This window comes from Streptosporangium sp. NPDC006007 (genome assembly GCF_040614315.1).
Lineage (GTDB): Bacteria > Actinomycetota > Actinomycetes > Streptosporangiales > Streptosporangiaceae > Streptosporangium.
In genome coordinates this window covers 192,342-211,067 of record NZ_JBEXUG010000003.1, presented here as the reverse complement: position 1 = coordinate 211,067, position 18,726 = coordinate 192,342, and the positions used below count along the sequence as shown (strand labels likewise).

The following is an 18,726-nucleotide window of genomic DNA, read 5'->3' as shown; positions in this document are numbered from 1 at the left end:
CCGCCGGAGTCCGTCCATGCCACGCCCCCCACGGCCGGTGCCGCTGCCCCGCCTCGCCTCCTCCCCCACGGCCGAACCGCCCTACGACGACGAGCGGCCGTCCCCGGGCGTTCCGTTGACTCCGGCCGGGCCCGGCGCCCCGCCGTACGTGCAGGGGGCTCTCGCCCTCGCCTTCGACCCCGCGCCGGTCGAGGCCGAGGCGGGGCACGCGCTGATCTGGGGACCGCCGGGCGCGATCCCGGACGAACGCCGGCTGCGGGCCCTCGGCCAGGCCGTCGCCGAGGTGCTGGCGGGCAGGCGGGCCCCTTCGAGTGTCCTGTCGCACCTGACCGACCGGGCCGGCGCCGAGCTGGCCAGGAGCGGAAAGATCATCAACTGTTCCGGGCCGCCGCTGGTCGGCCGGCCCCACGTCTCCCAGCCCGGAGACGGGGTGGTGGAGATGTGCGTCCTGGTGAACTGCGGCGACCGGTCGCGGGGGCTGGCGCTGAGACTGGAGCGGCGGGGCGTGCGCTGGCTCTGCACCGACTTCGAGGCGACCCCATGACGTCCGAGGCGCCCCCATGAGAAAGCCGGGGGGCCCGCACAGCCGTGCGGGCCCCCCGGGTGGATTCTCCCCGGCCCGTGATCAGGCCTCGACGTGCTTGGGGTCGCCGTGGCAGCGCTTGTACTTCTTGCCGGAGCCGCAGGGGCAGGGGGCGTTGCGCTCGACGTTGCCGTAGGCGTCGCGCTCCGCCTTGCTGCTGACCCTGGTGTGCTCGACCTCACCGCGCTCGCCGGGCGCGGTGTACTCCAGCTCGGCGGGGCGCTGCGGACCGCGCAGACCCCGGGCGATGATGGAGCGGGTCTCCGCGATCGACTCGTCCTCGTGGGCGTCGTGCTCCTCGACGATCGGGTTGGTCTGCACCTCGACCTCAAGGTTGAACAGATAGCCGACCGACTCCTCCTTGATGCCGTCGAGCATCTGGGAGAACATGTCGAAGCCCTCGCGCTGGTACTCGATCAGGGGGTCACGCTGCGCCATCGCGCGCAGGCCGATGCCCTCCTGGAGGTAGTCCATCTCGTAGAGGTGCTCGCGCCACTTGCGATCCAGGACCGACAGGATGACCCGGCGCTCCAGCTCCCGCATGGTCTCCGCGCCCAGCTCCTCCTCGCGGCGGTCGTAGGCGGCCATCGCGTCGGCCTTGACCTGGTCGGCGAGGATCTCGGCGGTGAGCTCCTCACGGCCACCGGCCTCCTCGGCCACCCCGTCGACGGTGAGGGTGATCGGGTAGAGCTGGCCGAGCGCCTTCCAGAGCTTGTCGAGGTCCCACTCCTCGGCGAAGCCCTCGGCGGTGGCACCCGCGACGTACTCACCGACCACGTCGTTGATGAAGCCCCGGATCTGCTCGTGCAGGTCCGCGCCCGCCAGCACCCGGTGACGCTCGGCGTAGATCACCTTGCGCTGCCGGTTCATCACCTCGTCGTACTTCAGGACGTTCTTGCGGATCTCGAAGTTCTGCTGCTCGACCTGGTGCTGAGCTGAGGCGATGGCCTTGGAGACGATGCCCGACTCGATCGGGACGTCGTCCGGGATGTTCAGCCGCGTCATGATCATCTCGACCCTGGCCGAGTTGCACAGGCGCATGAGATCGTCTTCGAGCGAGAGGTAGAAGCGCGACTCGCCCGGGTCGCCCTGGCGCCCCGATCGGCCGCGGAGCTGGTTGTCGATGCGCCGCGACTCGTGCCGCTCGGTGCCCAGCACGTAGAGGCCGCCGAGATCGGTGACCTCGTCGTGCTCGGCTTGAACGGCCTCCCTGGCCTTCTCCAGCGCCTCGGCCCAGGCCTTGTCGTACTCTTCGGGGGTCTCGACCGGGTCCAGGCCCCGGCCGCGCAGCTCGAAGTCCGCCCGGAAGTCGGGGTTGCCGCCGAGCATGATGTCGGTGCCCCGGCCGGCCATGTTGGTGGCGACCGTGACGGCGTGCTTGCGACCCGCCTCGGCGATGATCGCCGCCTCACGCGCGTGGTTCTTGGCGTTGAGAACCTCGTGCTTGACGCCTTTGCGCTTGAGCTCCTTGGCCAGACGCTCGGACTTGGCCACGCTGGTGGTGCCGACCAGGACCGGCTGGCCCCGCTCGTAGCGCTCCTTGATGTCGTCGACACAGGCCACGAACTTGGCGTCCTCGGTCTTGTAGACCACGTCGGCCTGGTCCTTGCGGACCATCGGCCGGTTCGTCGGGATCGGGACGACGCCGAGCTTGTAGGTCTGGTGGAACTCGTTGGCCTCGGTGGCCGCAGTGCCGGTCATGCCGGACAGCGTGGCGTAGATGCGGAAGTAGTTCTGCAGCGTGATCGTGGCGAGGGTCTGGTTCTCGTCCTTGATCTTTACGCTCTCTTTGGCCTCGATGGCCTGGTGCATGCCCTCGTTGTAGCGGCGGCCGTGCAGGACTCGGCCGGTGAACTCGTCGACGATCAGGACCTCACCGTCGACGACGATGTAGTCCTTGTCCTTCTTGTAGAGTTCCTTGGCCTTCAGCGCGTTGTTGAGGAAGCCGACCAGGTGGGTGTGCTCGGGCTTGTAGAGGTTGTCGATCCCCAGCCAGTCCTCGACCTTCTCCACGCCCGACTCGAAGATGCCCACGGTGCGCTTCTTCTCGTCGACGGAGTAGTCGCCGGTGTTCTCCTCGCCGTCCTTGCCCTCGGTGCCCCTGCGGAGCCGGGGCACGATCTTGGCGAACTCGGCGTACCACTTGCCGGACTGCTCGCCGGGGCCGGAGATGATCAGCGGCGTCCTGGCCTCGTCGATGAGGATCGAGTCGACCTCGTCGACGATGGCGAAGTTATGGCCGCGCTGGACGCACTCCTCCAGCGACCAGGCCATGTTGTCGCGCAGGTAGTCGAAGCCGAACTCGTTGTTCGTGCCGTAGGTGATGTCCGAGTTGTACTGCTTGCGACGCTCGTCCGGCGGCATGTTCGCCAGGATCACGCCCACCTCCAGACCGAGGAAGCGGTGGATCCGGCCCATCTCGTCGGCGTCACGCTTGGCCAGGTAGTCGTTGACCGTGATGACGTGGACGCCCTTGCTGGAGAGCGCGTTGAGGTAGGCGGGGAGCGTACAGGTGAGGGTCTTGCCCTCACCGGTGCGCATCTCGGAGATGTTGCCCATGTGCAGGTTGGCCCCGCCCATGATCTGCACGTCGAAGTGGCGTTTGCCCAGCACACGCCGGGAGGCCTCACGGACGGTGGCGAAGGCTTCGGGAAGCAGGTCGTCGAGGGACTCGCCGTCGACATGGCGCTGCCTGTACTCCGCGGTGAGTGCGCGGAGCTCGGCGTCGGTCAGGCTCGTGAAGTCGTCCTCAATGGAGTTGACCTGGTCGGCGATCCGCTTGAGCTTACGCAGAAGCTTGCCTTCGCCTGCGCGAAGAATCTTATCGAGAAAGGCTGGCACTTTAGGTAAAGCTCCTCGCAGGTCTTCCGCGGCCGGACGGGCCCGGATGAGGACGAGACATGGTTCTCCGCTGCCATCGTAGGCGGTTCTACCACCGGACACAGCCACCCTGAAAGACGCTCTTCGCGTCCACGGAGTTCCCAGCGTCCTTTTTATAGGGAGTAGTACTCACCCTAAAGGGTATGCCGGTTTGCCCACGCGTATCGCGACAACCGGAGGCCTCCGGCGCGTCGCGAACCGGGGGACACCGTCTCGGCCGTCCACGTCATGGGCGGGATCCCCGCCCTCGCCCTCCAGGTCTTCGAGGATGTCGTGGCGGGCGCCCCGCGCACGCCGTACGGCCCGGCGGGGCCCACTCGAAGGACACCGGCGTAGCCTTTTCGTCGGTGCGGCGCGCTAGCCTCCGCATCATGCCGACACCTTTCCCCTCCCAGGCCCCTTCCCAGGCCTCCTCCCAGGCCCCCTCCCGGCCTCCCTTCCCCGCCCGCCTTCCGGCCCCCGCGCCGGCCCTCTCCCCGGACCGGCCATGACGCCTCCCGGACCGGCCGCGACACTGGAGCTCTCCGCCGGCGAGACCCGCCGGATCATTTTGCGCGCCCAGGGCCTCCTGGGCGCCGACGCCCGCCGCGGCGGGGCCGCGGCGACCCTGCGCCGGCTGGGAGCGGTCCAGCTCGACACGATCTCCGTCCTGGCCCGTTCCCACGAGCTCGTCGCCTACGCCAGGCTCGGCGCGGTCGGCAGACGGCAGGTCGAGCTGGCCTACTGGGACGACCCCGCCCGCGCCTTCGAGTACTGGTGCCACGCCGCCTGCGTGCTGCCGATCGGCGACTGGCCCCTCTACGCCTTCCGGCGCAGATACTTCCGCGCCAGGAAACAGCACTGGCACGCCCTGCCCGCCGACGTGGACAAGGTGCTCGACCAGGTCCGCGAGAACGGCCCGCTGACCGCGACCGACATGGGGGGCGCCAAGAACGGCGGCGCCTGGTGGGACTGGTCCGACTCGAAGATCGCCGTCGAGTGGCTGCTGAACACCGGCGAGGTGGTCTGCACCCGCCGTAGCGGCTGGCGCCGCGTCTACGACCTGGCCGAGCGCGCGGTCCCCGCCCACCTGCTGGCCGAGGATCTCACCGACGCGGAGTGCGTGGGCCGCCTCGCCGGGATCGCCGGGCGGGCGCTCGGCGTCGCCACCCGCGCCGACCTCGTCGACTTCCTCCGCCTCAAGCTCCCCGAGGGCGCCCTTTTGGACAGGGCGCTGCTCGACGGCGCCGCCGGTCTCGTCCCGGTGCGCGTCTCCGGCTGGCCCGAGCGGTCGGCGAGCGCCTGGGCCGACCCGGCCGCCCTGCGGAGCGAGCCCCGGGGCCGCCACCGCACCACACCGCTCTCGCCGTTCGACTCCCTGGTCTGGGACCGGGCCCGCACCGCCCGCGTGTTCGGCTTCACCCACCGCCTGGAGGCGTACGTCCCGAGGGATCGGCGGGTCCACGGCTACTTCGCCATGCCCGTCCTCGCCGGAGGCCGGCTGATAGGCCGGATCGACCCCGCCCGGGAGGGGTCCACTCTCGTCGCGCGTCAGATCGGCCTCGAACCCGGGGTCAACCGGCGTGGGGCCGCCGAGTCGCTGGCCGACGCCCTGCGGGAGGCGGCGAGCTGGGTCGGCTGCGACGACATCCGGGTCGAGCGGGTGGACCCGGACCTGGCGGCGCCCCTTGGGAGGGCTCTGGCCCGCTGAGACCCGGGACCGGCGAACCGCCGGACCCCGGAAGGGGTGGGGCTGCTAGGACTGGGACGTGTGGGTGGTGCCCGGTGGGCCGGCCACCACCCACGGATCCCTCAGGTGATTTCGAGCATTCGCTCGCGGACCGCGTAGACGACCGCCTCCATCCGGGAGTGGAGTTGCAGTTTGTCCAGGATGTTGCGGACGTGGTTCTTCACGGTGTTCTCGGAGATGAACAGTTGCTTGGCGATATCACGGTTGTTCATGCCCTTTGCGACCAGGCGGAGCACCTCCATCTCCCGGTCCGTCAGTCGGGGGACGGGAAGCTGGGGGGGCCGCTCGGCCTCCTTGCGGCTCATGTTGGCGAACTCCGTGATGAGCTTGGCCGCCATCGCCGGGTTGATCAGCGACTGCCCTTCGTGGACCCCGCGCACCGCCTCGGGGACCTCGTCGAGCTGCACGTTCTTCAGCAGATAGCCGGTGGCACCCGCCTTGATCGCCTCGAAGAGATCCTCCTCCTCGTCGCTCACGGTGAGCATGATGATCCGTGTGCTCGGCACCGATGCCTTGATCTCACGGGTGGCCTCGATGCCGCTTCTGCGGGGCATCCGGACGTCCATGAGCATGACGTCCGGGGTGAGGCGGTCGGCGAGCTCGACCGCCTCCTGACCGTCGCTGGCCTCACCGACCACCTCGATGTCCGCCTCCGCGGCCAGCGCCATCTCCAGGCTTCGGCGGATCAGCGCGTGATCGTCGACGATCAGCACGCGGATCGGGTCACCTCGCCTGGCAGGGCGGGTCGCCTCGTCGGATTCCGTCACGCCTCCTCCTCGGGGGGCCAGAGCCGTTGGACCGCCATGATTACACGGGTTTCCGGTCCTGGGGTTGGTCGGAGAGGATCTTCGAACGCGTCCGTTCAGGGTTCGACGAGCCGCAACACGCCGTAGTTGTAGCCCTGCCGGAGGTACACGACGCTCGGCTGCCCACTCTCCTTGTCACGGAAAAGGTAGAAGTCGTGGCCGACCAGCTCCATCTCCAGGAGCGCCTGGTCGATGGTCATCGGGTCGGCCTTGTGGTGCTTCTCGCGGACCACCAGCGGCCCGTCGCCCTCCATCTCGATCGGGACGACGGCCCGATCCTCCAAGAGGTCGGCCTCGGCCTCGGCCACCGCGGCCGGCTTGTGCGGGGACACGGGGCGGGGCTGGACGGCCTCGGCCTCGGCCTCGAAGGACTGGGCGAGCGCGGTGGCGGTGAGCTCGGCGACGGAGGGGGGACAGTGGTTGCCGTGGTGGATCTTGCGTCGGTCGGCGAGGCGCCGGAGTCTTCCCTCAAGCTTTCCCATCGCCATGTCGAGGGCGGTGAAGCGGTCGTCGGCCGCGGCCTCGGCCCGCACGGCGGGACCGCGTGAGTGGATGGTGAGTTCGACCCGCTCCCGCGGGCCGTTGATGCGGCCGTTGGTTTCCCTGGTCACCTCCACATCAACGCTGATGAGCTTGTTGTCCAGGCGCTCGATCCTGGCCAGCTTGGTCGTCACGTGGTCGCGGAATCGGTCACTCACTCCGGTGTGCCGACCCTTGACGATGATTTCCATGCACAGCCCCCTTCGAATCCCGACGGTGGTACTAGCGGCACCCGCTCGGCCGACCTGGTCTTCGTCCCCACATCCGCCTGCTGAGGGTTTCGCAGCTCTTTGCCACTACATGCCCTTCTCTTCTGACGAGGAACATCTGGCTCCCCGGGAAGGCAGGACTTACCTCTAAGCCGCACCGTGATCGACCGACGAGAAGTCGTCTTACGTGGACCGTTTGGCCTGCGGCTGGCATCGGCTAGCCAGGCCGACTCCCCTGGGGGGGTCGGTCCGGCGCAACCACGGACCCGAGCGGGTGCCATGGCTCAGACGCTATCCGCATACCGACCGAATGTCAGCCTGGCAGCCGCCCGAAGGATCACTTTGCGTCACCCCCGCCGGGGACGCCGGGGCCGGGGAGGGACTCTTCGGCGGGCCGATATCCACAGATGTGAGCATTTCTCACATCTGTCGGGCGGCCACAGGCCGCCGACCGGGACAGGGAGGTATGACTCCGGGGTGAGGCCGACACCACACCGCCCCTTTACGATCCGTTACCCTCCGTGATATCCGATAATTCGATCTTTCTTACTCTCCGGCGTGTCGCGGCGACCACGGCGGCCAGTGAGACCGTGACACCGGCCTCGCGCAGCGCCCTGGCCGCCTCGGCGAGGGTCGCACCCGTGGTGACGACGTCGTCAACCAGCACAACCGCCCCCACGCCGCCCCAGGAACGTGCCACAGCCCCGTTCCGGCCGCCCGTAACCCCGAATGCCCCGGAGAGGTTCTCGGCCCTCTGGAGCGCGCTCAGCCCCGCCTGGTCGGCGAGACGGCGGCGCTGAGTGAGCGTTCTCGCCACCGCCACCGGCCACCCGGCGCCGCGCAGACAACCGGCGGCCAGCTCCGCGAGCCGGTCCACCGGGTCGTGCCCGCGCCGCCTGCCGGCCGGACGCGCGCTCGGCACCGGGACGAGCACCACCGGCCGCTCCCCCGCCGCGGCGGCCACCGCGAGCGCGAGCGCCCCGGCCAGCGGACGGGCGAGGGCCGTACGGCCGCGCTCCTTGTAGGCGAGGATCGCCCCTCGCGCGGCACCGGCGTAGACGGCCGCCGACCAGCAGTCGGGCAGGCCGGATGGGGACGGGTCGGGCATCCTTCGCACGGGCTGCCCGTGTAGCCCGGCCGTGCAGCCGGGGCAGAGGAGGGAGCCGGGCGCGTCGCATCCGGCGCAGCGGGGCGGCAGGACCAGGTCGAGCAGGGCGGTCGGCACGGTTCCACGGTGCCAGGCCCCACCGACAAACAACCCCTCCCGCCTCGGCGGACGACGCGCCCCGGAAAAGGACCGGGCCCGCCGCCGGGGTGCCGGGGTGCCCGGGGCCGGGGCGGGTGCCGGGGCCGGGGGCCGGGGCGAGTGCCCGGGGGCGGGGTTCAGCCCAGGGGGTAGGCCGGGGCCGACGGGCCGTTGTGGGCGAAGTCCTGGGAGCCCTTCTCGTCCTTGACCAGGGGCTCCCACTTGGCGGAGGTCCAGTAGAGGATCTGCTGCTTCTTGTCGTCGTCCACGGCTCCGGCCAGCAGGGAGCCGTCCAGCGCGGTGATGGTCTGGATCCGCGAGTCGGAGGCCAGGGACTTGGGCGCCGCGGTGACCGAGGCCTCCAGCAGCTCGGACTTGCCGGTGAGGACGTAGAGGGTCTTGCCGTCCTTCCAGGCGATGTCCTTGATCGTCTGCTTGCCCTCGGCGGGCACCACCAGCTGCAGGTTGGCGATCCGGGTGGCGTTCCCCTGGCCGATGACCGTGCCGATCTTGACCTGCTCGCCCTGCGCGTCCCTCACGACCGCCGCGACGTGCACCCCGTCCCGCGCGACCTTGAGCGATGTGACGTAGGCCGTCTCCAGGTCGGGGGCGGAGACCTCGTAGCGCTGCCCGTCCCGGAAGCGCATCACCTTCGAGGTGTGGTCGTCGCGCCGGTTCACCGTCCACATCGTCTGGTAGCGGTCCCAGCACGGCGGGACGAGGGAGTCGCCGGTGACCCACTCCTGCCACTGACCGCCCGTGACGAGCGGGGCGACGGCGATGCGTCTGTCGCCCCCCGACAGCGCGGCCACCTGCGCCTGGGAGTTGATCGCCGGGTGGTCGCGGGTGCCGTCCTTCTCCCCCGCCTTACCGGGCACCGGCTGCCCGGTCTTCTCCTTGCCGAGCAGCCACAGCGCGCCGTCGGCCATGTAGTACGGATAGATCTCGCCGGGGGTCGTCCAGGGGTCGAACGTCGACTGCTCCTGGGCGTCGATGGAGAGCGGGTTGTCGGTGTAGTACGGCTCACCGCCCACCCTGACCTCGAAGCCCCAGCCGCCCTTGGTGAGCTCGGCGAGCGTCGCGGCGAGCTGGGCCGACATCGGTCCGACCAGATCGGCGGCCACCCGCCTGGTCAGGTTGACCACGACGCGGTTGTTCTGTGTGGTGACGTCGATGAGCTCGGTTCCGTCGAAGGCGGACCGCACCGCGCCCTTGAGCGAGCTGCTCGGCCCGTTGAGCAGCCGCTCGACCGTCGTCTTGGCGAAGTTGGCGGTGGGGTCGATCGGCACCCGGACCTGGTCGATCACCAGGCCCTTCCACCCCGGATCCAGGAAGTACAGATCCACCTTGAGGTAGGCGCGGTCGGCGTCGGCCTCCGACAGCAGCAGCCCCTGGGGCGCCGCGCTGATCCGCCAGCCGTTCGCCCCCTTCACGAGGGAGAAGGGCTCGTTCAGAAGACCACCGCTCGGCCGGTACCGGCCGTCCTGGTCGATGATCGCGGTGACGGTGCCCTTCAGGGTGACCCGGCTCTCCTTCAGGCCCGCCTGCACCGCCAGGGGTTCGCCCTGTTTGTAGACCGTCACCCCGCTGTGCGGATCCCACTTCCTGGCGAAGTCGTCGGTGAGGTAACGGCGCGCGATGTCGCGTCCCGGGTCGTCGACACTCGCCATCGCGGCCCGGAACCCGGTGACGACCTCCTCGGCCGACCAGCCGGGGTTCGGCGGCACGGCGATCACCCGCGCGTACGGGTCGCCCAGCGGATTGCCCTTGCGGACGTTGTCCACGGCGATGGACCCGCCCCCGATGGGGATCACGGAACAGGCCGTCCCCCCGCAGGTCAGCGCGGCCACCAGCATCGCCGCGCCCACGCGCCTGCCGGCCCCGGCCCGCACCACGCCCGGCCGCCCGCCGGCCTCGGCCCGCGTCACGCCGGCCCGTCCTCCGGTCCTAGTCCGCATCGCGCCCCCCGTCGGCCGCCGCCGGTGCCAGCACCGGTGTCATGTGCCCCCGCCACGTCCGCCGCATCTCCACCTCCGGTGGGACCAGCGGCAGCGGTGAGCCGCGCAGCGTCGCCCCGGCCACCCTCGGCAGCGAGAGCCGGAACTGGGAGCCCTCCCCGTGGGCACCCCACGCCTGGAGCCAGCCGCCGTGCAGTATCGCGTCCTCGCGGGAGATCGCCAGCCCCAGGCCGGTGCCGCCGATCGTCCGCGCGCGGGAGGGGTCGGCCCGCCAGAACCGGTCGAAGACCATGTTCTCCTCACCCGGCTTCAGGCCCACCCCGTGGTCGCGTACGGCCACGGCCACCGCGTCCCGGTCCGCTCCGACCAGAACGACGATGTCACGGCCCTCACCGTGCTCGATCGCGTTGAACAGCAGGTTGCGCAGGATGCGCTCGACCCGGCGGCTGTCCATCTCGGCTATGCAGGGCTCGCCCGGCAGGCGCAGGTCGAACCGGGTGGAGTGGCGCTCGGCCAGCGCCTCGGAGTCGCCGACCGCGCGCAGCACCACGTCCCTGACGTCCACCGGCTCGACGTCCAGCTCCGCCGCGCCGGCGTCGTAGCGGCTGATCTCCAGCAGGTCGGCGAGCATCGCCTCGAACCGGTTGAGCTGGTTCTGCATCAGCTCGGCCGAGCGCGCGACCATCGGCTCGAACTCCTCGCGGGCGTCGTAGAGCAGGTCGGCGGCCATCCGCACGGTGGTCAGCGGGGTGCGCAGCTCGTGCGAGACGTCGGAGACGAACTGCCGCTGGACATGGGAGAGCTCCTCCAGCTGATGGATCTTCAACGCCAGGTTGGCGGCCATCTCGTTGAAGGAGGCCGCCAGGCGGGCCAGGTCGTCCTCGCCGCGAACCTTCAGGCGCTCGTCCAGGTGCCCGGCCGCGAGCCGCTCGGCGGCCTGGCGGGCCAGCCGTACCGGCGTGACCACCTGGCGGGTGACCAGCGAGGAGATCGCGGCCAGCAGCAGCACCAGGGCGGCGCCGACGAGGATGAGCATCCGCCGGACCGAGGTGAGGGTCTTCTCCTCCTCCTCAAGCGAGATCAGATGGTAGATCTCGTATCCGTCGTCCAGCCCGGTCCCGTAGGTGTCCAGGCGGGTGCCGATCACCATGCCCGGAACCGAGTCGCGCCTGCCCTTGTAGCGCAGCGACGTGTAGCGGGTGGTCTCCTCGTCCGCCGACTTCCTGAGCACGTCGTGGTGGAGCCTGACCGGGATGCTCACCGGATCGATGTTGGTGGTGGCGTAGAACTCGCCCGGCTGGTGCTCGTTGCGAATGATCACCGAGTACCGGAGCGCGGGCCCTGCCCGGCCCGCGAGCGCCGCGACCGCCTGGCCGAGCGGGCTGTCTCCCTCTCGCTGAAGTGTCTGCCCCGGTTCGGCCGACTGCTTGGCGGCGTCGCCGTCCTGCTGGTTGAGGTAGCCGAGCACCGCCTTGCGGTCGGCCTGCGCCTCGCTTTTCGCCGCGCGCTCCCTGTCCCCCAGGGTGGTGGTGATGATGGCCTGCATGAGGAAGACTCCGAGCACGACGACCACCACGATGGAGATGACCATCGTGCTGGTGACCACGCGCAGTTGCAGGGAGCGCCGCCAGCCCCTGCGCGCGCCGCCGACGGCGCGCCGCGCACGCCGCCTGATCCCGCGCACCATCTGGAGCGGGGTGCGGCGGCGTTTCCTGGGTGTGGGCATGCCGGGGTCCGGGGAGAGTGCCGCGAGGGCTTAAGCCGGGCCGGCCTTGTAGCCCACGCCACGGACCGTCACCACGATCTCGGGGTGCTCGGGGTCTCTCTCGATCTTGGCGCGGAGCCGCTGGACGTGCACGTTGACCAGGCGGGTGTCGGCCGCGTGCCGGTAGCCCCAGACCTGCTCAAGCAGCACCTCGCGGGTGAAGACCTGGCGCGGCTTGCGGGCGAGCGCGACCAGCAGGTCGAACTCCAGCGGGGTGAGGTTTATGGTCTCCTCCTCCCGCTTGACCGAGTGCCCGGCGACGTCGATGGTGATGTCGCCGATCTGCAAAATCTCCGGCGTCGGCTCGTCGGTGCGGCGCAGCCGGGCGCGGACGCGGGCCACCAGCTCCTTCGGCTTGAACGGCTTGACGATGTAGTCGTCGGCTCCGGACTCCAGGCCGAGCACCACGTCGATGGTGTCGCTCTTGGCCGTGAGCATGACGATCGGCACACCGGACTCGGCGCGGATGCGGCGGCACACGTCGATGCCGTCGGCGCCGGGCAGCATCAGGTCGAGCAGCACCAGGTCCGGCCGGGTGTCACGGAAGGCGTCGAGTGCCTTGTCCCCATCGGAGACGAAGGAAGGTTCGAAACCCTCCCCGCGCAGCACGATGCCGAGCATCTCGGCGAGAGCGGCGTCGTCGTCGACGACCAGCACGCGTCCTTTCATGGCCCCTCATTCGTTTTACGCAGTTTGGGAGTTTTCGGGGTAAGCGGCACGGTTGTCGAAGATTACCCTTGTCGAGCCACTGGATGACACAGCCCGACCAGCAGACATCCGAGTACCAGATTTTAGGCGCACACAACGTAAGGCTCGCAGGAGCACCCCCGCGCGGCCCTCTCCGGCCCCGGCGACTGCGGACGCCAAGCGGAGGTGGTCACGTTCCCAGTCTGAGGTAAACGACCGTGTCTCGGCCATCCCTCAGGGATCTCCGCCCGCCTCCCGGGGTGAAACCGCGCCGTGATCTCCCGATCAGCACAACCAGTGTGGCCACATGTCAGGATTGGGATATGTCAGACGGTCACGGCTCCACTCCCGACACGCCACCCGGCTGGGCGCCCAACCAACCTCCGCCGTACGGCGACGCTCCGGGTTCGCCGTGGACCGCCCCCGGCGCCGGTCCCGGCACGCCCCCGGCGCCACCACCGCCCCCGCCACAGTCGCCGCCGCGGCGACCGCAGGACGAGCAGCCTCCTCCGCCGTACCAGCACCATCCCCACAGCCCCTACGGTCCCTACGGCGGGCAGCCGCCATACGGCTACCGGCCGCAGCCGCCCGTGCTGCGCCCCGGAATCATCCCGCTGCGCCCGCTCGGCCTCGGCGACATCCTCGACGGCGCGATCAAGCTGATCCGCTCCAACCCGAAGGCCGTCCTGGGCCTGTCGGCGATCGCCGCCGCGCTGAGCGCGATCCCGGTGGCGATCGGCCAGGCGATCACCCTGGGCAGAATGGGCACGGTCCTGAGCAGGGGTCCGGCCGCGCTGGAGGGCAGCCCGCCGCAGGTGGGCTTCCTCGCCGAGTACGGAGCGCCCCTCGCCTCCTACGCGGTGCAGTTCGTCGCGGTGACCATGCTCACCGGTGTGCTGACCCGGATCCTGGGGCGCGCCGTCTTCGGCGGCCGGATGACGGTGGGCGAGGCCTGGCGGCTGACCCGCGGCAGGGTGCCCGCGCTGTTCGGGGTGGTACTCGCCCAGGTCCTGCTTCTGCTGATCCCCCTGGCCGTGGCGGTCGGGGTGATCTACACGCTGGTGACGGTCGGCGCCGACATCGGGGTGGTGGTCGGCGTGGGGGTGCTGCTGACGCTGGCCCTCCTCGCCTACTCCCTGTCCGTCGCCACCGTCCTGGCGCTCGCCGCTCCCGCGACGGTGCTGGAACGGCGCGGCGCCATCGCCTCCCTGAGCAGGTCCTGGCATCTGGTGAAGGGGGGTTTCTGGCGGACCCTCGGCATCTGGCTGCTGACCCAGATCATCGCCATCCTGGTCGCCATGGTGCTCTCCATCCCGTTCACCATCGCCGGAGGCGTCGTCGGCGTCCTCGGGCAGGAGACCGTCGGCTCGCAGATCGGCGCGGCCGTCCTGATCGCCATCGGCGGCACCATCGCGGCGATGATCACCTATCCGTTCCAGGCCGGGGTCAACGGACTTCTCTACGCCGACCGCAGGATGCGCGCCGAGGCGTTCGACCTGGTGCTGCAGACCGCGGCGATCGAGCAGCAGCGCCAGGGCTGGGTGCACGCGACGGCCGACGACCTGTGGGACCCGTCCGCCACGCCCGGCGGCCCCGGGCGGGGAGCCCCGTGGTCCGGCTCCTGACGGTTCTCCTCGACACGGCGTCCCGCAACGCCACGGCGGCCCTTGACGCCGTGGTGTCCGTCAACACCGTGGTGTCCGCCGACGCCGTGGTGCCGATCGACGTCGACCGCGGCGAGGCCCGGCGGGAGGCGGTCCTTGAGCTGCTCAGACCCGAGTACGCCAAGGAGTCCGCACTCGACCGCGTCACGCGGAACGTGAACCAGTTCATCGGCGACCTGCTGGACCAGGAGTCCGTGGGCGTCGTCGGCGGCGTGGCGGCGCGGATCGTGCTCGTCGCGCTGGTGATCGCCGCCGCCGTCGCCCTGACCGTGGTCGCGCGACGGACGGCGCGGGGCGGCGCGGCACGGCAGGAGGGGGTCTTCGGGAACGGCCGCCGCACCGCGGCCGAGCACCGTGACGCCGCCGAGGCTCTGGCCGCGGAGGGCCGGTGGGCCGAGGCGATCCGCGAACGACTCAGGGCCGTCGCCCGTGATCTGGAGGATCGCGTCATCATCGACTCCACGCCCGGCCGTACCGCGGGAGAACTCGCCGCCGAGGCCGGCCGCGCACTGCCCCGTCTGGCCGCCGAGCTGGCCTCGGCGGCCAGGGTGTTCGACGACGTGACCTACGGCGAGGTGCCGGGCACGGCCGCCGGCTACGAGGTCCTCCGCGACCTCGACGACCACCTGCGCGCCGCCCGCCCCACCCCCGCGCCCACAGCGAAGGCGGTGTCACCGTGAGATCCCGCTCTCACCATGGAGGCGGACGTCACGCGAGGGGGCGTCCCCTCGGGAACCTCGCCGGACACGGCCGCTCGACGAGCCCGGCGCGCACCGCACAGGCGGTCCCGTCGTGAGCCTCGGCGCCGCCCGGGGAGCGGAAACCCCAGGAGCGGGAATCCCAGGAGCGGGGCCGGGGACGGCCCCGGTGTCCGGTTCGACCTCCACCTCGCCGACCGCGAGAGGCGTCTGGCGCGGCGGCCGGGGCATCCTGCTGGTCGCGCTCATCGTGATCCTCGGCGCCGTCGCCGGCGTGCTGCTCAGCGGCGGATCCGGCGGCGGCAGGCCGCTCGACCCCGCCGACGCCTCGCCCTCCGGTGGCAAGGGCCTGGCCCAGCTGCTCCGGGCCCACGGCGTGCGGGTCGTCCGGGTCACATCGGTCGAGGAGGCACAGGCCGCCAACCCCGGGAACAGCACGCTGCTGCTCACCGACACGTCCTTCCTCGGCGAGGAGGAAGCCAGGCTGCTCACCGCCATGTCGGCCGACCGGCTCGTGGTCGGCGCGCAGTCACACCTGGGGATCCTCGCCCCCGGGGTGATGCCCGGCAGGAGCGCACGGACCCGCTCACGCGAACCCGGATGCGCGTTGCCGGCCGCGACCAGGGCGGGCAGCGCCTACCTGGGTGGCGTGCTCTTCGACGCGCCCGCCGGAGCGGCCCGCTGCTATCTCGCCGACGGCATGCCCAGCCTGGTCGGCTATACGGACGAGGGCCGGACCGTCACAGTCGTGGGTGACGGTCAGTTCATGACCAACCTGCGGCTCGCCGAGGACGGCAACGCCGCGCTGGCGATGAACCTGGCAGGAGCCAGGCCCACGCTGATCTGGCTGACCGCCCCGGAGACGGTTCCCGGCGCCACGGGCGGAAAGGGCCTCTACGACCTCGTTCCCCCCGGGGTCAAATGGGCCGTGGCGCAACTGGCCCTCGCGGTGGTGCTGCTGGCGCTCTGGCAGGGCCGCAGGCTCGGCCCGGTGGTGACCGAGCGGCTGCCCGTGGTGGTCAGGGCCGCCGAGACCGTGGAGGGCCGGGCCCGGCTCTACCGGGCCAGACGTGCCCGCGACCGGGCCGCCGCCGCCCTCCGCGCCGGTTTCGTCGACCGGATCACCCCCCGGCTCGGGCTGCCGTCGGCGGCCGGGCCGGACACGAAGGTCGGCGCGATCGCCGAACGGACCGGACAGGCGGCCGCCTACGTGGGCGCCGCGCTGTACGGGCCGCCGCCGGCCGACGAGGCGGGGCTGATAGCCCTGGCCGCATACCTGGACATGTTGGAAAGGCAGGTCAGAGAGTCGTGAGCGAGCGCAGCGAGCCGGCCGTCGGATACCCGGGGTCCGGGACCGGCGGAGACGGCCTGAACGGACCGGCCGGACCGGCCGACGCGACCGGAACGGTCCGGGGCGGCGGGCTTACCGGCGCGACCGGCGGGCTTACCGGCGCGACCGGGGGGACCGCCGGTGCGACCGGGGAGAACGGCCCCGGCGTGCCCGCGGAAACGGGGCTCGGCGGGGCCGTGTCCGGAGCGAACGGGGCCAGGGACGCGCTGGGCGCGCTGCGCGCCGAGGTCTCCAAGGCCGTCGTCGGCCAGGACTCGGTGGTCACCGGGCTGGTGATCGCCCTGCTCTGCCGGGGCCACGTCCTGCTCGAAGGCGTGCCGGGCGTCGCCAAGACCCTCCTGGTCAGGACGCTCTCGGCCGCGCTCTCCCTGGACTTCAAGCGGGTGCAGTTCACCCCGGACCTGATGCCGGGCGACATAACCGGCTCCCTGATCTACGACGCGAAGACCTCGGAGTTCGAGTTCCGCCAGGGCCCGGTCTTCACCAACCTGCTGCTGGCCGACGAGATCAACCGCACGCCGCCCAAGACCCAGGCGGCGCTGCTGGAGGCGATGGAGGAACGGCAGGTCAGCGTGGAGGGCAGCGCGCGCAAGCTGCCCGAGCCGTTCATCGTGGCCGCCACCCAGAACCCGGTCGAGTACGAGGGCACCTACCAGCTCCCCGAGGCGCAGCTTGACCGGTTCCTGCTCAAACTGACCGTGCCGCTGCCGGAGCGCGCCCAGGAGATCACGGTGCTGGAGCGGCACGCGCTGGGCTTCGACCCGCGCGACCTGTCCCACGTCAGACCCGTGGCCACCATCGAGGACCTGGACGCCGGGCGCGCGGCGGTCAGCCAGGTGCACGTCGGCCCCGAGGTTCTCGGCTACATCGTGGACATCGCCCGGGCCACCCGGCATTCGCCGTCGCTCCAGCTCGGTGTCTCACCGCGTGGCGCGACCGCGCTGCTGGCCGGGGCCAGGGCCTGGGCCTGGCTGTCCGGCCGCTCCTACGTGACCCCGGACGACATCAAGGCGCTGGCCAGACCCGCGCTGAGGCACCGGATCCAACTCCGCCCCGAGGCCGAGCTGGAGGGCGCGAACGCCGACGGCCTGATCGACGCCATCCTCGCCTCCGTCCCCGTCCCCCGCTGACCGATGGCACTGACAGGACGGGCCGCGCTGCTGGCCCTACTCGGCACGGTGGCCGTGCTGTTCGCGCCCAGACCCGCATTGGCGACGGCGGGGGTGGGGCTGCTGCTCCTGGCCCTCGTCGCGGTGGATCTGCTGCTGGCCGGAGGCGTGCGCGGGCTGCGCCTCAGCCGCGCGGGCGACCGGCTGGTACGGCTCGGCGAGACCGCCACGGTCGAGCTGATCGTGGAGAACCCCGGCCCCCGCCGGGCCCGGGGCGTACTCAGAGACGCCTGGCCGCCCTCCGCCGGGGCCACGCCGCGACGCCTGACACTGGACGTGCCCCCCGGGGAGCGCCGCCGCCTCGTCACCACGCTCGCCCCCACCCGCAGGGGCGACCGCGAGGCGGTCACGGTCACCGTGCGCACGCTGGGCCCGCTGGGCGTCGCGGGCCGCCAGGGCTCCCACCGGGTGCCGTGGTCGGTCCGGGTGCTGCCGCCGTTCCTCAGCCGCAAACACCTGCCGGCCAAGCTGTCCAGGCTCAGGGAGCTGGAGGGCAGGCATCCGTCGATGGTCCGGGGGCAGGGCACCGAGTTCGACTCGCTCCGTGAGTACGTGGTCGGCGACGATGTCCGGTCGATCGACTGGCGGGCCACCGCCCGCCGCGACGACGTCGTGGTACGCACCTGGCGCCCCGAGCGCGATCGCCGGGTGCTGATCGTCCTGGACACAGGGCGCACCTCGGCCGGCCGGGTGGGTACGGCTCCGATCCCGCAGGCGGGAGAGACCCCCAGGGGCGGAGATCTGTACGGCGGGGCGGCGGTCGTGCCGGGCTGGCCCCGGCTCGACTGGTCGATGGACGCGGCCCTGCTGCTGGCCGCGCTGGCCACCCGCGCCGGTGACCGGGTGGACTTCCTGGCCCACGACCGCGCGGTGCGGGCCTGGGTGTCCGGCGCCGGCCGTACCGAACTGCTGTCGACACTGGTCAACACCATGGCCCCGATCGAGGCCGAGCTGATCGAGGCCGACTCGGCGAGCATGGTCGCGGCCGTCCTGGCCCGCGCCAAACGGCGCTGCCTGGTCGTCGTGCTGACCGACCTGAACGCGGCTTCACTGGAGGAGGGGCTGCTGCCGATCCTCCCCCGGCTCTCCTCCCGCCACCTGGTGCTCCTGGCGGCCGTCTCCGACCCTCAGGTCGCGGTGATGGCGGCCGGGCGCGGCACCTCCGAGCTGGTCTACAACGCCGCCGCGGCCGAGCGTCAGAACGCCGACCGGCGCAGGATCACCGCCCGGCTGCGTCGCCACGGTGTGGAGGTCGTGGACGCGGCCCCCGAGCAGATCGCCCCCGCCCTGGCAGACGCCTATCTGGCCCTGAAGGCAGCGGGCCGCCTCTGACCGTCACGCGCCCATGCCCCCCGACCCCGCCCCCTCCGCTCAGCACCCGCTCAGCACCCGCTCAGCACCCGCTCAGCACCCGCTCAGCACCCGCTCAGCACCCGCTCAG

General features: G+C 71.4%; 14 protein-coding genes. 7 read left to right on the top strand and 7 right to left on the bottom strand.

Features of this window, described 5'->3' with window-relative positions:
- Positions 1-16 precede the first annotated feature (16 nt).
- A complete protein-coding gene (locus tag ABZ194_RS03880) occupies positions 17-544 on the top strand; it encodes an Rv3235 family protein (protein WP_355591985.1) in 528 nt (175 codons plus the stop codon).
- Positions 545-625: 81 nt separating this feature from the next.
- Here the strand turns inward: ABZ194_RS03880 and secA are convergent, their stop codons facing one another.
- Positions 626-3,424 carry a preprotein translocase subunit SecA gene (gene secA / locus ABZ194_RS03875; RefSeq protein ID WP_355591983.1) on the bottom strand — a complete coding sequence of 933 codons (2,799 nt, stop codon included), beginning with the start codon at positions 3,422-3,424 and terminating at the stop codon, positions 626-628.
- 526 nt (positions 3,425-3,950) lie between these two features.
- On the opposite strand from secA, the gene ABZ194_RS03870 reads away from it, so the two are divergent.
- The gene (locus ABZ194_RS03870; protein WP_355591980.1) at positions 3,951-5,153 is read left to right on the top strand and encodes a crosslink repair DNA glycosylase YcaQ family protein; all 1,203 of its coding nucleotides are present in this window, start codon (positions 3,951-3,953) and stop codon (positions 5,151-5,153) included.
- 101 nt (positions 5,154-5,254) lie between these two features.
- On the opposite strand, the gene ABZ194_RS03865 is transcribed toward ABZ194_RS03870, so the two are convergent.
- The 6 genes from ABZ194_RS03865 to mtrA form a co-directional block, all read right to left on the bottom strand.
- Positions 5,255-5,959 (bottom strand): response regulator transcription factor, encoded by a 705-nt coding sequence (locus ABZ194_RS03865; protein WP_355591978.1) that lies wholly within the window; start codon positions 5,957-5,959, stop codon positions 5,255-5,257.
- A 95-nt stretch (positions 5,960-6,054) separates the two neighbouring features.
- Positions 6,055-6,729, bottom strand: a complete 675-nt coding sequence (raiA, locus tag ABZ194_RS03860) for a ribosome-associated translation inhibitor RaiA (RefSeq protein ID WP_355591976.1) — start codon at positions 6,727-6,729, stop codon at positions 6,055-6,057.
- Positions 6,730-7,249: 520 nt separating this feature from the next.
- Positions 7,250-7,972 carry a phosphoribosyltransferase family protein gene (locus tag ABZ194_RS03855; protein ID WP_355591974.1) on the bottom strand — a complete coding sequence of 241 codons (723 nt, stop codon included), beginning with the start codon at positions 7,970-7,972 and terminating at the stop codon, positions 7,250-7,252.
- 158 nt (positions 7,973-8,130) lie between these two features.
- Positions 8,131-9,921, bottom strand: a complete 1,791-nt coding sequence (locus ABZ194_RS03850; protein ID WP_355591972.1) for an LpqB family beta-propeller domain-containing protein — start codon at positions 9,919-9,921, stop codon at positions 8,131-8,133.
- A 19-nt stretch (positions 9,922-9,940) separates the two neighbouring features.
- Positions 9,941-11,677: an MtrAB system histidine kinase MtrB gene (mtrB, locus tag ABZ194_RS03845; protein ID WP_355591970.1), complete on the bottom strand. Its 1,737-nt coding sequence runs from the start codon at positions 11,675-11,677 to the stop codon at positions 9,941-9,943.
- A 30-nt stretch (positions 11,678-11,707) separates the two neighbouring features.
- Positions 11,708-12,385 carry an MtrAB system response regulator MtrA gene (gene mtrA / locus ABZ194_RS03840; RefSeq protein WP_355591967.1) on the bottom strand — a complete coding sequence of 226 codons (678 nt, stop codon included), beginning with the start codon at positions 12,383-12,385 and terminating at the stop codon, positions 11,708-11,710.
- Between the two features lie 341 nt (positions 12,386-12,726).
- Between mtrA and ABZ194_RS03835 the strand changes: the two genes are divergently transcribed.
- The 5 genes from ABZ194_RS03835 (at position 12,727) to ABZ194_RS03815 (ending at position 18,617) form a co-directional block, all read left to right on the top strand.
- Positions 12,727-14,028, top strand: a complete 1,302-nt coding sequence (locus ABZ194_RS03835; protein WP_355591965.1) for a hypothetical protein — start codon at positions 12,727-12,729, stop codon at positions 14,026-14,028.
- Positions 14,013-14,747, top strand: coding sequence for a DUF4129 domain-containing protein (locus ABZ194_RS03830; RefSeq protein WP_355591963.1), 735 nt, complete (start codon positions 14,013-14,015; stop codon positions 14,745-14,747). The genes ABZ194_RS03835 and ABZ194_RS03830 overlap by 16 nt, the downstream gene beginning before the upstream one ends.
- Before the next feature lie 187 nt (positions 14,748-14,934).
- Complete coding sequence (locus ABZ194_RS03825) at positions 14,935-16,077, top strand: DUF4350 domain-containing protein (protein WP_355591961.1); 1,143 nt, start codon at positions 14,935-14,937, stop codon at positions 16,075-16,077.
- 215 nt (positions 16,078-16,292) lie between these two features.
- Positions 16,293-17,246 carry a MoxR family ATPase gene (locus ABZ194_RS03820; RefSeq protein WP_355592182.1) on the top strand — a complete coding sequence of 318 codons (954 nt, stop codon included), beginning with the start codon at positions 16,293-16,295 and terminating at the stop codon, positions 17,244-17,246.
- A gap of 3 nt (positions 17,247-17,249) precedes the next feature.
- The gene (locus ABZ194_RS03815) at positions 17,250-18,617 is read left to right on the top strand and encodes a DUF58 domain-containing protein (RefSeq protein WP_355591959.1); all 1,368 of its coding nucleotides are present in this window, start codon (positions 17,250-17,252) and stop codon (positions 18,615-18,617) included.
- Positions 18,618-18,726 lie beyond the last annotated feature (109 nt).

Excerpts from the sequence above, each read along its gene's own strand:
- ABZ194_RS03880 (WP_355591985.1), top strand. The coding sequence starts at position 17 with ATGCCACGCCCCCCACGGCCGGTGCCGCTGCCCCGCCTCGCCTCCTCC.
- mtrB (WP_355591970.1), bottom strand. The coding sequence starts at position 11,677 with ATGCCCACACCCAGGAAACGCCGCCGCACCCCGCTCCAGATGGTGCGC.
- mtrA (WP_355591967.1), bottom strand. The coding sequence starts at position 12,385 with ATGAAAGGACGCGTGCTGGTCGTCGACGACGACGCCGCTCTCGCCGAG.
- raiA (WP_355591976.1), bottom strand. The coding sequence starts at position 6,729 with ATGGAAATCATCGTCAAGGGTCGGCACACCGGAGTGAGTGACCGATTC.
- ABZ194_RS03870 (WP_355591980.1), top strand. The coding sequence starts at position 3,951 with ATGACGCCTCCCGGACCGGCCGCGACACTGGAGCTCTCCGCCGGCGAG.
- ABZ194_RS03835 (WP_355591965.1), top strand. The coding sequence starts at position 12,727 with ATGTCAGACGGTCACGGCTCCACTCCCGACACGCCACCCGGCTGGGCG.
- ABZ194_RS03815 (WP_355591959.1), top strand. The coding sequence starts at position 17,250 with ATGGCACTGACAGGACGGGCCGCGCTGCTGGCCCTACTCGGCACGGTG.